Here is a 15,557-nt window from a genome sequence, read left to right on the forward strand (position 1 = left end):
GTTGCTGACTGGCAGGTGTCTGGACGTCGGGGGACCTCTCGCTGGTGACCGGTGGACGTATATTTATCGCATGCGCGTACACGTTATGATGCAAACGGCAATCAATCTGTTTACCCTCAGCGATTTCGAGAAGACACATACGCTGTCAGACGTACTCGAGCTGTGTGCAGACGCAGGATACGACGGCGTCGAATTTCTCCATCGGTTCCCGGAAGCCGACTTGGAGAGTGTCAAGCGAACACTGGAATCGAGTGGTCTAACGGTTCCTGGTGCACATCTCGGTCCGTTCATCAGCTTGGACGAACAGCCTGCCGAACTCGAACGAACCATCGAAATGTACGCGGCCGTCGACTGTGGCGCCCTGGCGATTTCCGTCGGCGATCAGACGTACTTTGAGACAGCCAACCGCATTGCAGAAACGGCCCGAAAACTAGAGTCACTCGCCGAAACAGCTGCAGATTACGACATCGACTTTCTCTATCACAACCATCACTGGGAGTTTCAGCCCCTCTCGGGGACCGACACGGTGATCTTCGACGTGCTGATGGCAGAACTCGACGACTCCGTCGGTGTCGAACTCGACGTCGGTTGGGTCGCCGCAGGTGGCGATGACCCGGTCGAGCGAATCGAGTTACTAGGCGATCGGCTCGAAATTCTCCACGTCAAGGACGTCGATATAGCGGAGAAACGGTCTGTCGAGGTCGGGGAGGGTGGCGTCGATCTCGCTTCGTGTGTCGACGCAGCCCTAGCAGCGGGTGTCGATTGGTTCGTCTACGAGCACGACGAACCGGACGACCCGCTCACGTCCCTCGAAACCGGTGCTAGATTCATCACTGATCTCTAGTTGAGCGTGCGTTTTTGATTCAGTGGCATGTACGTCGTTCCACACCGTGTCCTGTCGCCTCCGAAAAGACAACTGTTCAGCCAAGATGAACTGAGATTCAATTCTCGACGGATATCATGAATTTTGTTTCTGATTTACCATATCCACACATCTACCTAGAATTCCATTTTTTGTTTCAATTTGCTCCATATATACCCATAGATATCTCTGTAACAAAAACGTAACTGTCTGAGATTATTCCACCATCTGGGCTCATAAATAATTTTGTATCGACCGTAAGTCAGTTGAGCGCGTGTGATACTACCAAGCATATTTTAAGTTCAGACTGTTCGTTTCGATGTTCTATCTGGGTGAACGGATCTTCCACATAATGTGGACCTCCTTCGCTGATAGGTGAAGGTTGTGCGATAGCGACGAATTCCCTCCTTCGTGGATAAGTAACACTCATGTGGGTCTGAGCAGGCAATCAATGTATGCAACGGTACGACGTTGTCGTGACCGGAGCGACACCTGCGGGCATCGGTGCAGCGGTCCACGCTGCTCGGTCAGATCTCGACACGCTCCTGATTGCGTACAACAATCATCTCGGTGGTATGATGGCGAGTGGACTTGGGATGACCGACACACTTTTGCACCCTAGCAAGGGCCGATCACCAGTTCTCGACGAGTTCTTCGAGCGTGTCGCAACACATTACCGAGAAGAGTACGGACCCGATTCGGCCCAGTATCGGACCTGTAACGACGGTCTTGTTTTCGAGCCCCATGTTGCAGAAGGGGCATTCGACGCCCTCGTCGACGCAGAAGAGACGCTCGACATCGACCGCGAGTGGCACCCCGTTGCCGCAGGACGCTCTGAGCGGACTGTCTCGGATGTCACATTCGTCGCCTCTCACGACGATCAGATGATGACAGTGAGCGCCGAGACCTTCGTCGACGCGACCTATGAGGGCGATCTGGCTGCGACAGCGGGGGTTCCCTATCGGGTCGGCCGTGAGGCTCGCGAGGAGTACGGCGAACGCTTCGCCGGTACTGTGTTCACGAACGCCGACGACGTAACGACGATCGGAGCCGGCAGCACGGGCGAGGGCGACGACGCCGTCCAATCGTACAACTACCGCATCTGTCTGAGTAGCGACCCGGACAACATGTGCCACCCGGAGAAACCCGATGGCTACGACCGACGGGAATACCTCTGGGTACTGCACGACCTCAAGCAGATGCGCGATCTGCTCAACGAACGGGGCATCGAAGACCCCATGGCGTTCGGACTCTCGAATCGATCAGCCCCGGAACTCGCAACTGCCATGCGGCGCTGGTACGACCGAGATGAACCCCCCGTCGCCGTCGACGACGACGACCGCTGGGTCCCGCTGGCGCACGATGTGTATCGGGGCTCCGATCCGGTCGAAGACGAACTACTGCCGTTGCCGGCCCAGACGCGCCTGCTGGACCGAACCCCCGAAGGGCTCGCGGGTGACATCTACCTTGAACAGGAGGGCGAGGAGTTCGTTTGGGGGAACCTGCCCAACAACAAGCGAGACATGAATGCATGCGACCTCGTCGGTGAATCTCACGCCTACCCCGAAGCCGACTGGGAGACGCGCCGCGAAATCGCCCAGCAACACCTCAATTACGCTATCGGCTTCATCTACTTCCTCCAGAACGACGACGCAGTTCCGGAACGCGCGCAGCGTGAGGCTCGGCAGTGGGGGCTCGCGACCGACGAGTTCGAGGATAACGACAATAAGCCGTTCCAGCTCTACGTCCGCGAAGCCCGCCGTATCGAGGGGCGTGAGACATTCACAGAACACGACGCCTTCCTCGCCGAGCAGCTCGACCGCGCGCCGGTCAATGACGGGTCGGTCGCCATCGCCGAGTTCCCGCTCGACCCCCACGACGTGAAGGCGGTCCGACGCACCGGGACCGCCTCGGACGGGCGGTTTTTCCTGACCGAGTCGACTGTCCCCTCCCAGATCGACTACGGGACGTTGCTTCCTGAGGGGCTCGACAATCTGCTGGTGCCGGTCGCGCTGTCGGCCAGCCACGTCGGATTCCAGACGGTTCGGCTCGAACCGACGTGGTTCCAACTCGGCGAGGCCGCCGGCGTCGCCGCCGCCCGTGCGCTTCGGACGGACACACTCCCTGGGACGCTCGACCCCGTCGACCTCCAATGTGAACTGGCCGAAGCCGGGACAATGCTCACCTACTTCGCAGACGCCGATTCGACTGCCGACGAGCCATGGGCAGCGGCCGTTCAGGTCCTTGGCGCGAAGGGCTTCTTCGACGGTTACGCGGCCCGTCCCGACGACCCAATCGACGCTGCGACGGCCGACGTGTGGGCCGCAGCGACCAATGACCTCGTTTCCGGTGATGGTGATGCGACGGAACGAGCCCGCCAACTGCCAACTCCTGAAGAGCGATCTGTCGCTGAACCGGTCAGCAGCGAGAATTTCCTCGCGGCGCTCGCGGCCGAACTCGAAGCGGACATCGATCCGGCGGCTGCTGCGTCAGAGGTAGGAGTCCCTGACGAAGTGACGCTCTCACGCGGCGAAGCCGCCCGGATCGTCTACGAACTTGTGGCCGGCAACCGTGGTATCGACATCTGAACGTCGCTGAATCAGCCTCTGGTTGCCGGCTCAGCGTTGCTCGTAAACGCGGGCCTCGTAGGGACGCAGTGCCTCGTCGACGGCGGGAACCGTTTCGTCTGAGTAGTTGCCGATCAGTGCTTCGAACTCGTTTCCGGCGATCGATTCCGGCAGTTCGATTGTGGTCGCTTCGTCGTCGAAGTTGAGGGCCACGAGCGCCTGCTTGTCGCCGTCGGATCGCAGATACATGAAGAGGGCTTCATGGTCGGGGACCAGTAACTCGAACTCGCCGTCGACTAGCAGCGGCTGCTCTTTTCTGAGGTCGATAAGGTCTCGATAGTAGTGCCAGATAGAGTCAGGGTCGGTCCGGGCGTCGGCGACGTTGACCGATTCGTAGTCATCGTTGACCCTGAGCCACGGCTCGCCGTCCGTGAAGCCGGCATGTTCGCCGTCGGTCCACTGGACCGGGGTTCGGGCGTTGTCCCGGGTGCGACGGTTAATGTCTTCCTTTACTTCTTCGAAGCTCGACACCTCGCCATTCTCGATGGCGTGAGCGAGAGTCCGCCGGGTAGCGATATCCTGGATCTCCCTGAGGTCGTCGTACCAAGGGTTGGTCATGCCGATCTCTTCGCCCTGATAGACGAAGGGCGTCCCGCGCAGCGTCAGCAGCAGCGTCGCGATGACTTTTGCGGACTCACGCCGATACTTGCCGTCGTCGCCGAATCGCGAAACGGCCCGCGGCTGATCGTGATTGTTGAAGTACAGCCCTTGCCACTCATCGCCGACTAGTCCGGTCTGCCAGCGCTCGATCACCGATTTTAGCTCGGGGAGTTCCCACTCGCGCATCTCCCAGCGCAGCCCTTCTTCGGCACGGTCGACCTCCACGTGTTCGAAGTTCAGCACCATGCTTAGGCTGTCGGTCTCGGAGCCGACGTAGGAGCGAGCACGGTCGACAGAGAGGTCGGGCGTTTCGCCGATTGTCACCACGTCGTTGTAGGCGTGGGTGCGCTCACAGAGCGCCCGAAGGTGCTCCTCGACCCGGGGACCGTTGGCGACGACGCTAATCCCGTTCGGGTCTTCGGCCTCGGCCGTATCCGGCAGTCCCTCGGGCTTGGAGATGAGGTTGATCGAGTCCAGTCGAAAACCGTCGACGCCCTTCTCGAGCCACCAGTCGACGATCTCGAAGATCTCCTCCCGCACCGTTGGATTGTCCCAGTCCAGGTCGGCCTGACGCTCGTGGAAGAGGTGGAGATACGACGCCGCCGCCGTCTCGTCGTACTCCCATGCGGTTCCTCCCCATACCGCTTCCCAGTCGTTTGGTGGCGTCTCGCCGTCGCTCTCCCGCCAGAAGTAGTAGTCTCGATAGTCGTCGTCGCCCCGGCGTGCACGCTGGAACCACTCGTGGTCCGTCGAGGTGTGGTTCAACACCATGTCCATAATCAGGCGCATTCCCCGCTCGTGGAGGCCGTCGATCAGGTCTTCCCAGTCGTCCATCGTCCCGAACTCTGTCATGATCGCGCGGTAGTCGCTCACGTCGTAGCCGTTGTCGACGTTGGGTGAGTCGTAGACTGGACTCAACCAGAGCGCGTCGACGCCCAGCTCCTCGAAGTAGTCCAGTTTCTCGATGATACCTGGGATGTCGCCGATCCCGTCCCCGTCTGTGTCGTTGAAACTGCGCGGATACACCTGGTAGATGACGGCGTCTCGCCACCACGGTCGATCGTTGCTCATATCCCTCCGGTAGGCAGTCACCGAAATATAGTTACTGACCAAGGGTCGCGGTCGCCCCAATGCCTCATCGCCCACGGGTCGACCACCTCCTGTCTCACACCCACTCGCTGGCACCGTCTCGCGAACGGACGAAGAAGTTGGGACCCCCGAGTTGGCCGCTCTTGAGTGCGATTTCCAGCCCGTCGAACCGCTCAGTCGTCGCGTGAGCGGTGCAAATCGGACTCCCCGGCGCGAGCGGGAAGCGTGACCGGAGGGCGTACACATCGAGGTGAGGCGTAACGTAGCCGCAGGTGTCGCCGCCGGCCACACAGACCCGGTCAAGCGGTTCCGCTTCCAGAAGTTCACGCAGCAATTCGCCCTGCTGACGCCCGATATAGCGACCGACATCCTGGGGGGCGTCGGTCAGTTCGTCGGCACGAGCCTTCGTCTCCGCGACGGCGTCGTCCCCTGGGCCGAGCGCGGTGTAAGCGACAACGCTGTCGCCCGAACGCAGAGCGGACAGGACCTCATCGCGGACCCGCTCACGCTCGTCGTCGGTCGCCGGATCGACCACCGCTGCCGTATCGATCCTAACTCCTGTAAACCCCGCCGCCAGCGCGGTCTCTATCTGGGTCTTCGTCACCGGCGACGCGCTGCCCGACACGACAAGCAGCCTGTCGACAGGGTCGAGCGTCTCGAACGCAGGGGTTTCGTCAGCGATTCCGGCGGTCGCCCAGTATTCCGTCATGGCGTACTCGAAGCCCGAGGAGCCGACCGCGAAGGCCGTCGATTCAGTCGCTTCCGCGTACTCTTCCCAAACCAGTCGCCCGACTGTCGCCTGCTGATCCTCATTGAGCGTGTCGAAGAAGACGATGCTAGGGTCGTCCTCGCGCACGTCGGCCAGCGAAGCTTCCGGGTCCGCTTGCAGTCCCAGCACGTCGACCAGTCCCATCGACCGGTCGGTCTGCTCGGCGAGGTGGCGGCACAGGTCGCTTTCGTCCATCGGTGTCACCGGATGTTCGCTCATCGTCGGGTGGCGGTCCAGTCGATAGACGCCGTCCTCGTCGGCCGCGAACATGTTGCCAAAGACGACGTAGCGTCCGAGCGCGGGGGCGGCCGGGACGACCGGCACCGACTCCGTCTCGAAGGCGTCGGCAGCGGCGTCGATGGCGCGTCCGATACTTCCGATCTCTGGGGCCGAGTCGAACGTCGAGCAGACCTTGTAGTGGACGATCGGTACCGGCAGTTTGGCGAGTTGCTCGAACACCGATGGGAGCGCCTCGTCCATCTCCGCGGGCGTCATCGATCGGCTGGTCCCCGCGACGCCGACGGCCTGTGCGTCCCCGAACTCACGCTTGACCATGGACCGCTCGGGTGGATCGAGGAAGAGGACCGTCTCGATGCCGGCCCGGCTCAGCGCGTCCATTGCGTCCGTTGATCCGGTGATGTCGTCGCCGTAGAAGGCCAGCAGGTGTCCGTGATCGTTCATTGGTATTGCCTCCCTCGGTGTGTCGGCCGTTCCGACCGGCGGTGACTACCAATACGTCTCCGACGAGCGATGGGCTGCGCTTCGTTGATCATCGAGTCGACGATGTCTGCGATAGAATTTAACCATTGTGCCGAGAGTGCGACGTGGTGGAAAGATATTTTATCGACCATAGCCAGTGTCAAGGCGAATGGTAGTGCTATCAGACGATCAGCTATCGTCGTTCCGCCGGAACGGGTACGTCAGGATCGAGCAGGCTGTTCCAGACGACAATTGCGAAGCCGTTGTCGACGCAATCTGGGACTTCCTCGGGAAGTCGCCGGACGAACCGGAGACCTGGTACGGCCCGCCTTCGGGCCTCGACGAACCGGCTCACGGTCAATTCGCCGGCATGGTCAACCTCTATCAGCATCAGGCGCTCTGGGACAACCGCCAGCATCCGGACGTGTATGAGGCGTTCAGCCAGATCCTCGACGAGTCCGATCTCTGGGTGAGTCTCGACCGCTGTAACATGACGCCGCCGAGACGCGAAGAGTATCCGGAGTACAGTTCGTCGTTTATCCACTGGGACGTCGATACGTCGCCGCTTCCCGAACGGCCCGTGAACGACCAGGGAACGCCAGCCGTCCCGTTCGGCGTTCAAGGGGTTCTCTACCTTGAGGACACGACCAAAGAGATGGGCGGGTTCCAGTGTGTCCCAGAACTGTACCGCGAACTCGACGAATGGGTGCAAAATGCGCCCGAAGACAGGGACCCCTACGAACCAAACTTCGACGATCAGTACGAAATCAAGTCAATCCCGGGCAAGCGAGGGGATCTCGTCATCTGGGACAGTCTCCTCGCACACGGCAACGGACACAACGAATCGAATCAGCCGCGTCTCGCCCAGTATATCAAAATGTCACCCGCACAGCCGAGTGACGTGGCCACTCGCCAAAACCGGATCGAGTGCTGGCAGAAACAGCAGGCTCCGATTGAGGAACGACGTGACCCCCGAAACAGAGAAGCGCAACGATACGAGAGAGCCGAACTCTCAGGGCTCGGCGAACAGTTGCTCGGAATCGAACGGTGGGAGGACTGATTCGGACGACTGCAAAACAAGGTTCTCTCCGAAAGCCACGAAGGTTTATTTGCCCACAACGTGCAGCGCAACACACTCACGATGCCAGACGAGCGACCATTATACGAGGCACGCATGGAAGTTGGCGACCTAGGTCGCCGGATGCTAGCACAGGATCTCACCCGCGGGACCGGCGGGAACGTCAGCGTTCGCGGGGACAACCGTGTTGCGATGAGCCCCTCCGGCGTCCCCTACGAGGACGTGACGCCAGATAGCGTTCCGCTGGTGGATCTCGACGGCGAAGTGGCCAGCGGCGACCTCAAACCCTCCAGCGAGACCCCGATGCACACGATGATCTACCGCGAGCGTGACGACGTGGGTGCGGTGATCCATACCCATTCGCCCTACGCAAGCACGTTCGCCAGTCTGAACGAACCGGTCCCCGCCTCGCACTACCTGATTGCCTACATCGGTCGTGAGATTCCCGTTGCAGGCTACGAACCGCCGGGAACTGAGGCGCTGGGCCGGCTGGCTGCCGATACGATGGGCGACGACCACGACGCCGTCTTGCTGAAGAACCACGGTGTCATAGCCGTCGGCCCGACCGGCGAGGACGCCCTCGAGTGCGCGATGATGGTCGAGTACTGCGCCCGGATCCACTATCAGGCGTCGGCGATTGGTTCTCCAGAGATCCTCCCAGATGAGGCCGTCGACGACCTAAGGACGATGTTCAGAGAAGATTACGGCCAGCAGTAGCCCCCTCAGCTGACGCGGTCGGCCGCCGACCGTTCACGAGGGTAAACGGTTTGTACCAGTGGCTGCACTGGTCGGACGTACTAATGACCACAGTGTGTTTCTTCCACACAGTCGCGAGTCTCTCGGGCCGCTTCGGCGAACTGGCAGTCGACTACATCCCAGAGTCAGAGCACTTCCACGTCGTCGATGAGAGCACGCTTGACGATCTGCTCGACGTAGGCAAACTGACACCGTCGATCAGGAATCGGATCTGTACGCAGATGGAACTGGCACAACGGGGCGGCGCGGATATCGTGCTGGACACGTGTTCTAGTACATCGCCTGCGGTCGACACGGCGCGGGAACTCGTCGACGTGCCGATCGTTAAGATTGACGACCCAATGACCGAGCAGGCCGTCGAACTCGGTGAGCACATCGCCGTTGTTGCCACTGCGAATTCGACGCTCGGACCGAGTACGGAACTGGTTCAGCGCAAAGCCGACCAGCGCGGTCGGGACGTGACGATCGAGTCGTCCCACGTAGAGGGCGCACTTGACGCCCGCACGAGCGGCGATCAGGAGCGCCACGACGAACTCATTTCTGAGCGTGTCGACGAACTTGCCGCGGACTTCGACGTGATCGTCCTCGCACAGGCTTCGATGAGCCACCTCCGGCCGGAACTCGACGAGGCATACCATGTGCCGGTTCTCTCCAGCCCGCATAAGGCGATGGAGCACCTCGCCGAGCGGGTCGAAGAATTAGATTGATGTCCACGCCAAACGTCCTCTGTTTCCACCTCGATCAGCTTCGGTACGACCATCTGGGGGTGTCGGAAATGAGACCATCGAGACACCCAGCGTCGACACACTGGCGGACCACGGCGTGATGATGGACTCGGCCGCACTTCAACAACCCGCCATGTATGCCTGTCCAGGCGTCGCTTGTGACCGGACTGATACCACGGGACCACGGTGTCCGAATGAACGGTATCCACTCGACCGGGACGCGACAACATTGCTGAGAACGCTCAACAAGGCTGGCTGCCGATCCTATGCGGCGGGAAAACTCCACTTCCATACGTCGACACTCCCCATGACGTGGACTCGGCGGACGTGAACCCCGCCGAGTTCTCGGAGGCGAAGCCGCTGTAAGAGTCCGGCGGACCGTATCACTGTCTGAACCGTTCTACGACCTCGACAAGATGGACTTCACCGGCGGCACGTCGACTGGACCTTCGGTGAGTACGTACAATGGCTCGAAGACGAACGGCCCGCGGCTGCCGCACTGATCAACCGGGGGCAAGAGCGAAACGACACGCGCCTGGCACCGGACGCCTTCGACTGGGCCATCGACAAAGCCGATCACTACAACCGCTGGATTGGAAAACGGACGTGGACGTTCCTCAATGAGCGAACGAAGCGAGTAGGGAGGGGCCTCAGTGGCTCAAACCAGGTGATCAGTTACAACAGTCACTCTGATCGACCGCGAAAAGTCGAAGTTTTCGGCGCTATACGTCCATCCACTCGCCGATCTCGTCGCTAACCTCGATGGCGTCGAGGATGCGCTGGGCCGAGTACCCATCAAGGAACGAGGGTGTGTACGGCTTGTCATCGACCACCGCGTTGAGGAACTCGTAGTTCTCGTGGACGAAGGTGTGTTCCCAGCCGATGACGTGGCCGGGCGGCCACCAGTGGTCGACGTAGGGGTCGTCAGGATCGGTCACCAGCACCGTCTCGAATCCCCGCGCCCCCTCACTGAGCAGTTCGAGTTCGTTCAGCCGATTGAGCGAGAATCGGATACTTCCCTTCGAGCCTTCGATCTCGATCGAGTGGTCGTTCTTGTGACCCGTCGAGAAACGAGATCCTTCTAGCGTCCCGATCGCTCCATTGACGAATTCCACGCTCGCACTGTAGGCGTCGTCAACTGTGACCGGTTTGGTCTCGCCGTCACCAGTGGGGCGCTCATCGACGAACGTCCGCAAATGTCCGGTCACGCGGTCAATGTCACCTACCAAGAAACGGGCGAGATCGGTGGTGTGTGCGCCCAGATCACCGAGGACGCCGCTGCCGGCCGACTCTTTGTCGAGTCGCCAGGACCACTCGGCCTCGGGATCGACTAGCCAGTCCTGCAGGTAGCGCCCGCGGAAGTGGTGAATCTCCCCGAGTTCTCCCGCTTCAATGAGTCGCTTCGCGTACTGGATCGCCGGGACGAACCGGTAGTTGAACGCCATCCCGGTGATGGCGTCGCTCTCGGCGTCGGCCTCGACCATCGTCTGAGCCTCGCTCGCGGAGCGAGCGATCGGCTTCTCACAAAAAACGTGTGTGTCTGACTCTAGTGCGGCGATCGACGGCTCCCGGTGGAGGAAGTTCGGGCCGAGGTTGTAGAGGACGTCGACCTCGTCGACGACAGCTTCCCAGTCGGTGCTGATGCGATCGAAGCCGAGCGTCTCTTTAGCCTCTGACAGCGCAGCCTCGTCTCGACCGATGAGGACGTCGCGGTTCGTCTTGGGGGCGTCGGGGAAGAACATGGGGAGGCGCTCGAGCGCGTTCGCGTGGGCTTTCCCCATGAACCGGTAGCCGAGAAACCCGATGTCGAGTGGTTCCCTCATACGACTGCCCTCCCGGTTGGCTGCTTCGATCGGTCGCTGCAGTGTGGCAGTCCAGCTATGGTTTTGCTTCGATCCATAGTTCGGGAAGATCAGACGTAATCACATAATACTTGTGTGGCTCCGCTCGGACCTCTGTTTCTGCGCTCTCCGTGGATCTCACCGGTTTCACGACGGGTGTGACCGTGATATCCCATCATAAATATATGGATAGTAACATAATCTTTATTACCATCTGATAGGAGTCAAGAGTAGACGTATGTCAGAAGAGAGCCCTAACAGTTCACAGAGAGTGCAAGATATCGCATCACGTCGCCGATTCCTCCAGGGAGTCGGAGTGGCAGGGATCGCCGGCCTGGCCGGTTGTAACGGTGCCAACAACACGGAAACGAACGGTGAAAACAGCGGATCCGACGGCAGTGGCGGATCCGACACCGGCACGGGGAGCGGTGGCGCACCGATGGACCCGGAACTCACGTTGGACTCACTGGGTGTCCCGGCCAGCGACGTGCAGTGGAATGAGTTCAACTTCGCGAACTACAAGTGGATGGTCCAGGCTCACATTCTGGACCCCTTCGCCGTCCACGACCCCGTGAACAACGAATGGGTCCCCATGCTTCTGGATGACTGGAGCATCGACATCAACAACCGGACAATGACGCTGCAGATCAACGACGAGTACAGTTGGCACGACGGCGAAGAAGTCGTCAAGCCGGTGACTTCGGAGGACTTCTACCGGCACTTCAAGATGGAGCAGTACATGGGCTATTCCTCGTCGAACTACGTATCGGCGATCAATACGCCCGAGGACACGACGGTTGAGTTCGAACTCACGGACGAGGCTTCGAACCGCTCGTTCATTGAGTGGAACCTGTTGAACAACGTTCTCGCTCATGGGATGCCGTTGTACGACGAGTATCTCGATCGCTTCGAGAACGAGGACACTTCCGCGGTCTCCGAGGACGTGGCCTCGCTCTCGATTTCGTCGGAGGACATGCTCTCGTACGGTCCCTTTGCTATCGTTGACGCGAACCAAGAGCAGATCAACGCTGTGAAGAACCCTGGCCACCCCGCAAGCGATGACATCAACTTCCCGGAGATGGCCTTCCGGTACGTCGGTGGTTCCGGCCAGAACCAGTGGCAGGCGCTCAGTGGGGGCGACTTGGACGGACACGTTCGGATGAACGTTCCCTCTGACGTGGTGAGCTCGTTCCCAGACCATGTCGAACACATGACCTACCCGAGCCTTGGCGGAATGTCCGTCGCCGTAGGCTGGGAGGGTGTCACCGCCGATCCCCGCGTCCGACAGGCACTTGCGTACGTTATCGATCAGGAGGGTGCAACTCGGAACGCGGGTGGAGCTACCCGCGAGCCTGTCACGAGCCAGCTCGGAATATCCGACGGGTACGCCGAAGACTACCTCAACACGGACAACTACCGGAGTTATCCCAAGGACGACGATCGGGCAACCCAGCTACTTCAGGATGCCGGCTTTACTAAGGAAGACGGACAGTGGATGACGCCCAACGGCTCACGGTTTGGACCCACGCTCAAGGCGGCAGCCGGTGGCGGTCCGACCATCCTAGCCGCACAAACCATCTCGAGTCAACTTTCGTCGTTCGGGATCGACACGCGGGTGCAGACCTCCGACGCGACCTCTTTCCAGAGCAACATTCTGGAACGTGGTGATTTCGAGCTCGCTGTCACCACCTGGGGTGCGGGGTACCCTCACCCCTATGCCTGGTACAATGATGCAATCAACCAAACCGGCCGAAAGAGTAAGCGAATGCCAAAGACGGTTGAGCTCCCGCCGATCGGTGACTTCGAGGCCGAACCCGGCGATATCTCGATCAACCTCGACCAGGAGGTCGAGGCGCTTTCCCAAATCAGCGACGACGAGATGAACGACGCCGTCGCCCGCATGGCGTGGGTCTACAACTGGGGTATCCCACAGATCCAGATCTTCGAGGCCGAAAACATGACCTGGTTCAGCAACGACCACTGGGAATACCCAGCCCTCGACAGCGATATCATGCAGCGCCGGTTCTACACCCCGTTCCACAACATCCTGAAGACGGGGAAGTTCAAGGCAAAAACGGAGTAACATCTTCGCGCGAGTGGTCCGAGAGCACTATCGGAGACGACGATCAATTCGGCACGTCCGATTCGATCGTTCCGGCCGAACAGTAGACTTTGGAGTGTGGTCGGATACGATACTCCCACCGTATTGTCTGTCCCTCTCCGTTTTCGTCTGTGTATCCGCTCTCGTTTAGCCACAGCAATTCGGTCAGCGAGCAAAATTTTTTATAACAAAATGTTTATGTTGTGGGGTTCGAAATCGAACAGTGGAATGAGATGGCTTATCAAGCGAATAGGGCAGATGCTTATCACTATTTGGGCAGTGATCACGCTGTCGTTTGTCCTCATTCGCTTTCTCCCAGGTGGGCCGATAGATTACTTGCAGGTGCAACTTCGCCAGCAGGGACTCCCTGAGGAAACGATCGATCAGTACGTCCAGAACTACATCAGTGTTCTTCCAACGGACCCCTTGCACGTCCAGTATATCGATTACATGAGCAGCGTTCTGACGCTCGATTTCGGGGTCTCGTTCTGGAACAGCGAACCAGTGTTCCAGATTCTGGCCGCAGCACTCCCGTGGACGATCTTCCTGATGTCGATCGCCACGCTCGTCAACACCGTGGTTGGCATTATTATCGGCGGGATTATGGCCTACATGGAAGGTGGCAAGTTCGACACCGGGACGACGATCACGTCAATCATTTTGACTTCGGTCCCCTATTACGTGAGTGCGATCGTCCTCATTTACATCATGGGCTACCAGTGGGGATGGTTTCCGACCGGTGGGCAGGTTGAACAGGCACTGCAGCCGGGGTTCAACTGGCCATACATCCAAAGCATCCTGTATCACGCAGCACTTCCACTGATCTCGTTGACGATCGGTGGCTGGGCCGGCGGTGCGCTCACGATGCGTGGAAACGCGATCAGTGTTCTCGGCGAGGACTATGTCCGCGTGGCTCGGCTACGTGGGCTCGCGCGCCGTCGGATCGCGCTCAGATACGTCGCGCGAAACGCGATGCTCCCGATGTACACGGGAATCCTGATCTCAATCGCCGCCCTGCTCGGTGGGTCGGTGATCTTAGAACAGATCTTCGCTTATCCCGGCGTTGGCTACTACCTCTTCCAGGCGGTTGAGTCACGTGACTACCCGCTGATGATGGGTGGGCTGATCATGACGACCGTCGCGACGATCTTTGGCGTGTTTATCGCCGACCTGACTTACAGTAGGATCGATCCACGAGCTTCCGGAGAGGGTGACCGTGAAACCTACTAAGCTGCCATCCACGAGCACGAACACATCTCGACAACCAACTAGAGGACGATAATAATGTCAAACGTCGACAGTTCCGAAGACACGGCCGACGATCTCCCGTTCAAGCGCACGGCGGAGTCGCAGATGGGAACGCAGGACCGCCTTCGATACAACCTCGATAGCTACCTCCTCGCACCGTTTCGAGTGATCTGGACTGACATGCGCGCCCGCGTCGGATTCATCATCACGACGATCTTCATTCTTCTGGGAACGGTGGGGGTCTGGGTGATTCCCCAGTCTGCGGTCAGCGGTGCGCCACGCTACGTCCAGCCGTTCAACCACCAGATGACCCATTCTGTACTGGGAATCGCGCCGATCAAAATCGGTATCGGTGGCTTCTCGTGGACGTATACCGGTATCTGGAAGTATCCGTTCGGTACCGACGCGCTCGGCCAGGACGTGTTCACGCAGGTCATCCATTCGACCCCGGTCATGCTCAAGATGATCCTCGCCGGAGCCGTCTTCTCGGTATTTCTGGGGACGTTCTTGGGGACGCTCTCGGGATTCAAAGGCGGGCTGATCGATCGGGTGATCATGACTCTCTCAGACATCATCATGACGATCCCGGGTCTGCCGTTAGTGATCATCATCGCTGCGGCTGTCGAGCCGTCGAACCCCTACATCATCGGGCTTATCCTCGGGATCAACAACTGGCCCGGTCTCGCACGGGCGGTCCGGTCCGAGGTCCTCAGCATCCGCGAACGCGAGTTCGTCGAAGCCTCTCGAACGATGGGCATCTCGACGCCGACGATCATGAAAGACGACATTATCCCCGACATCATGTCCTACGTCGCGGTGAACTTCGTCATGGGCGCTCGCGGGATAATCTTCGAGTCCGTCGGCCTGTACTTCCTCGGAATCTTGCCCTTTACGACGCTCAACTGGGGCGTAATGATGAACCTTGCGTACACGACCTCTGGGGCACTGTACACCTGGCAGTCGGCTCACTGGCTGTTCATTCCGATGATCACCATCACAGTGTTCTCGCTTGGGCTGATGCTGTTTGCCCAAGGGCTGGACCGGCTTTTCAACCCGCGGGTCCGTGCCCGTCACGTCAACCGCATTTCGGTGGAGGATAGTGGCAAAGGCAGCCAACCGAGCCCCACGGAGACCGTGCAGTCACAGGGGCGGTTCTAGGAGC

The 15,557-nt window shown here is 59.7% G+C and carries 11 protein-coding genes; 8 read left to right on the plus strand and 3 right to left on the minus strand.

Translation table 11 applies throughout. From position 1 onward, the window contains the following. Positions 1-88 precede the first annotated feature (88 nt). Together LAQ58_RS18630 and LAQ58_RS18635 are read left to right on the plus strand one after the other, a co-directional pair. Positions 89-844: a sugar phosphate isomerase/epimerase family protein gene (locus LAQ58_RS18630; RefSeq protein ID WP_224450367.1), complete on the plus strand. Its 756-nt coding sequence runs from the start codon at positions 89-91 to the stop codon at positions 842-844. Between the two features lie 473 nt (positions 845-1,317). Then, positions 1,318-3,450, plus strand: a complete 2,133-nt coding sequence (locus LAQ58_RS18635) for an FAD-dependent oxidoreductase (RefSeq protein WP_224450368.1) — start codon at positions 1,318-1,320, stop codon at positions 3,448-3,450. Between the two features lie 30 nt (positions 3,451-3,480). On the opposite strand, the gene LAQ58_RS18640 is transcribed toward LAQ58_RS18635, so the two are convergent. Next, a complete protein-coding gene (locus LAQ58_RS18640) occupies positions 3,481-5,160 on the minus strand; it encodes a glycoside hydrolase family 13 protein (protein WP_224450369.1) in 1,680 nt (559 codons plus the stop codon). Between the two features lie 94 nt (positions 5,161-5,254). Continuing rightward, the gene (locus LAQ58_RS18645; protein WP_224450370.1) at positions 5,255-6,628 is read right to left on the minus strand and encodes a four-carbon acid sugar kinase family protein; all 1,374 of its coding nucleotides are present in this window, start codon (positions 6,626-6,628) and stop codon (positions 5,255-5,257) included. Positions 6,629-6,815: 187 nt separating this feature from the next. Between LAQ58_RS18645 and LAQ58_RS18650 the strand changes: the two genes are divergently transcribed. The 3 genes from LAQ58_RS18650 to LAQ58_RS18660 all read left to right on the plus strand — a co-directional run bounded on the left by LAQ58_RS18650 (position 6,816) and on the right by LAQ58_RS18660 (position 9,187). Further along, a complete protein-coding gene (locus tag LAQ58_RS18650) occupies positions 6,816-7,706 on the plus strand; it encodes a phytanoyl-CoA dioxygenase family protein (protein ID WP_224450371.1) in 891 nt (296 codons plus the stop codon). Positions 7,707-7,820: 114 nt separating this feature from the next. Continuing rightward, positions 7,821-8,441 (plus strand): class II aldolase/adducin family protein, encoded by a 621-nt coding sequence (locus tag LAQ58_RS18655; RefSeq protein WP_224450372.1) that lies wholly within the window; start codon positions 7,821-7,823, stop codon positions 8,439-8,441. Between the two features lie 83 nt (positions 8,442-8,524). Beyond that, positions 8,525-9,187, plus strand: a complete 663-nt coding sequence (locus tag LAQ58_RS18660; RefSeq protein WP_224450373.1) for an aspartate/glutamate racemase family protein — start codon at positions 8,525-8,527, stop codon at positions 9,185-9,187. 740 nt (positions 9,188-9,927) lie between these two features. Here the strand turns inward: LAQ58_RS18660 and LAQ58_RS18665 are convergent. Next, entirely contained in the window at positions 9,928-11,028 is a 1,101-nt protein-coding gene (locus tag LAQ58_RS18665) for a Gfo/Idh/MocA family protein (RefSeq protein ID WP_224450374.1), read from the minus strand. A 256-nt stretch (positions 11,029-11,284) separates the two neighbouring features. Between LAQ58_RS18665 and LAQ58_RS18670 the strand changes: the two genes are divergently transcribed. From LAQ58_RS18670 to LAQ58_RS18680, 3 genes are all read left to right on the plus strand, one after another. Then, on the plus strand, positions 11,285-13,129 hold the full coding sequence (locus tag LAQ58_RS18670; RefSeq protein WP_224450375.1) for an ABC transporter substrate-binding protein: 1,845 nt from the start codon (positions 11,285-11,287) through the stop codon (positions 13,127-13,129). A 246-nt stretch (positions 13,130-13,375) separates the two neighbouring features. Beyond that, positions 13,376-14,377: an ABC transporter permease gene (locus LAQ58_RS18675; protein ID WP_224450376.1), complete on the plus strand. Its 1,002-nt coding sequence runs from the start codon at positions 13,376-13,378 to the stop codon at positions 14,375-14,377. Positions 14,378-14,431: 54 nt separating this feature from the next. Next, on the plus strand, positions 14,432-15,553 hold the full coding sequence (locus LAQ58_RS18680) for an ABC transporter permease (protein WP_224450377.1): 1,122 nt from the start codon (positions 14,432-14,434) through the stop codon (positions 15,551-15,553). Positions 15,554-15,557: the final 4 nt, after the last annotated feature.

Source organism: Haloprofundus salilacus (genome assembly GCF_020150815.1).
Classification (GTDB): domain Archaea; phylum Halobacteriota; class Halobacteria; order Halobacteriales; family Haloferacaceae; genus Haloprofundus; species Haloprofundus salilacus.

What these genes read in the sequence shown, in the direction of transcription:
- LAQ58_RS18630 (WP_224450367.1), top strand. Translation starts at nt 89, where the DNA reads ATGCAAACGGCAATCAATCTGTTTACCCTCAGCGATTTCGAGAAGACA.
- LAQ58_RS18665 (WP_224450374.1), bottom strand. Translation starts at nt 11,028, where the DNA reads ATGAGGGAACCACTCGACATCGGGTTTCTCGGCTACCGGTTCATGGGG.
- LAQ58_RS18670 (WP_224450375.1), top strand. Translation starts at nt 11,285, where the DNA reads ATGTCAGAAGAGAGCCCTAACAGTTCACAGAGAGTGCAAGATATCGCA.
- LAQ58_RS18680 (WP_224450377.1), top strand. Translation starts at nt 14,432, where the DNA reads ATGTCAAACGTCGACAGTTCCGAAGACACGGCCGACGATCTCCCGTTC.
- LAQ58_RS18645 (WP_224450370.1), bottom strand. Translation starts at nt 6,628, where the DNA reads ATGAACGATCACGGACACCTGCTGGCCTTCTACGGCGACGACATCACC.
- LAQ58_RS18635 (WP_224450368.1), top strand. Translation starts at nt 1,318, where the DNA reads ATGCAACGGTACGACGTTGTCGTGACCGGAGCGACACCTGCGGGCATC.
- LAQ58_RS18675 (WP_224450376.1), top strand. Translation starts at nt 13,376, where the DNA reads ATGAGATGGCTTATCAAGCGAATAGGGCAGATGCTTATCACTATTTGG.
- LAQ58_RS18640 (WP_224450369.1), bottom strand. Translation starts at nt 5,160, where the DNA reads ATGAGCAACGATCGACCGTGGTGGCGAGACGCCGTCATCTACCAGGTG.
- LAQ58_RS18650 (WP_224450371.1), top strand. Translation starts at nt 6,816, where the DNA reads ATGGTAGTGCTATCAGACGATCAGCTATCGTCGTTCCGCCGGAACGGG.
- LAQ58_RS18655 (WP_224450372.1), top strand. Translation starts at nt 7,821, where the DNA reads ATGGAAGTTGGCGACCTAGGTCGCCGGATGCTAGCACAGGATCTCACC.
- LAQ58_RS18660 (WP_224450373.1), top strand. Translation starts at nt 8,525, where the DNA reads ATGACCACAGTGTGTTTCTTCCACACAGTCGCGAGTCTCTCGGGCCGC.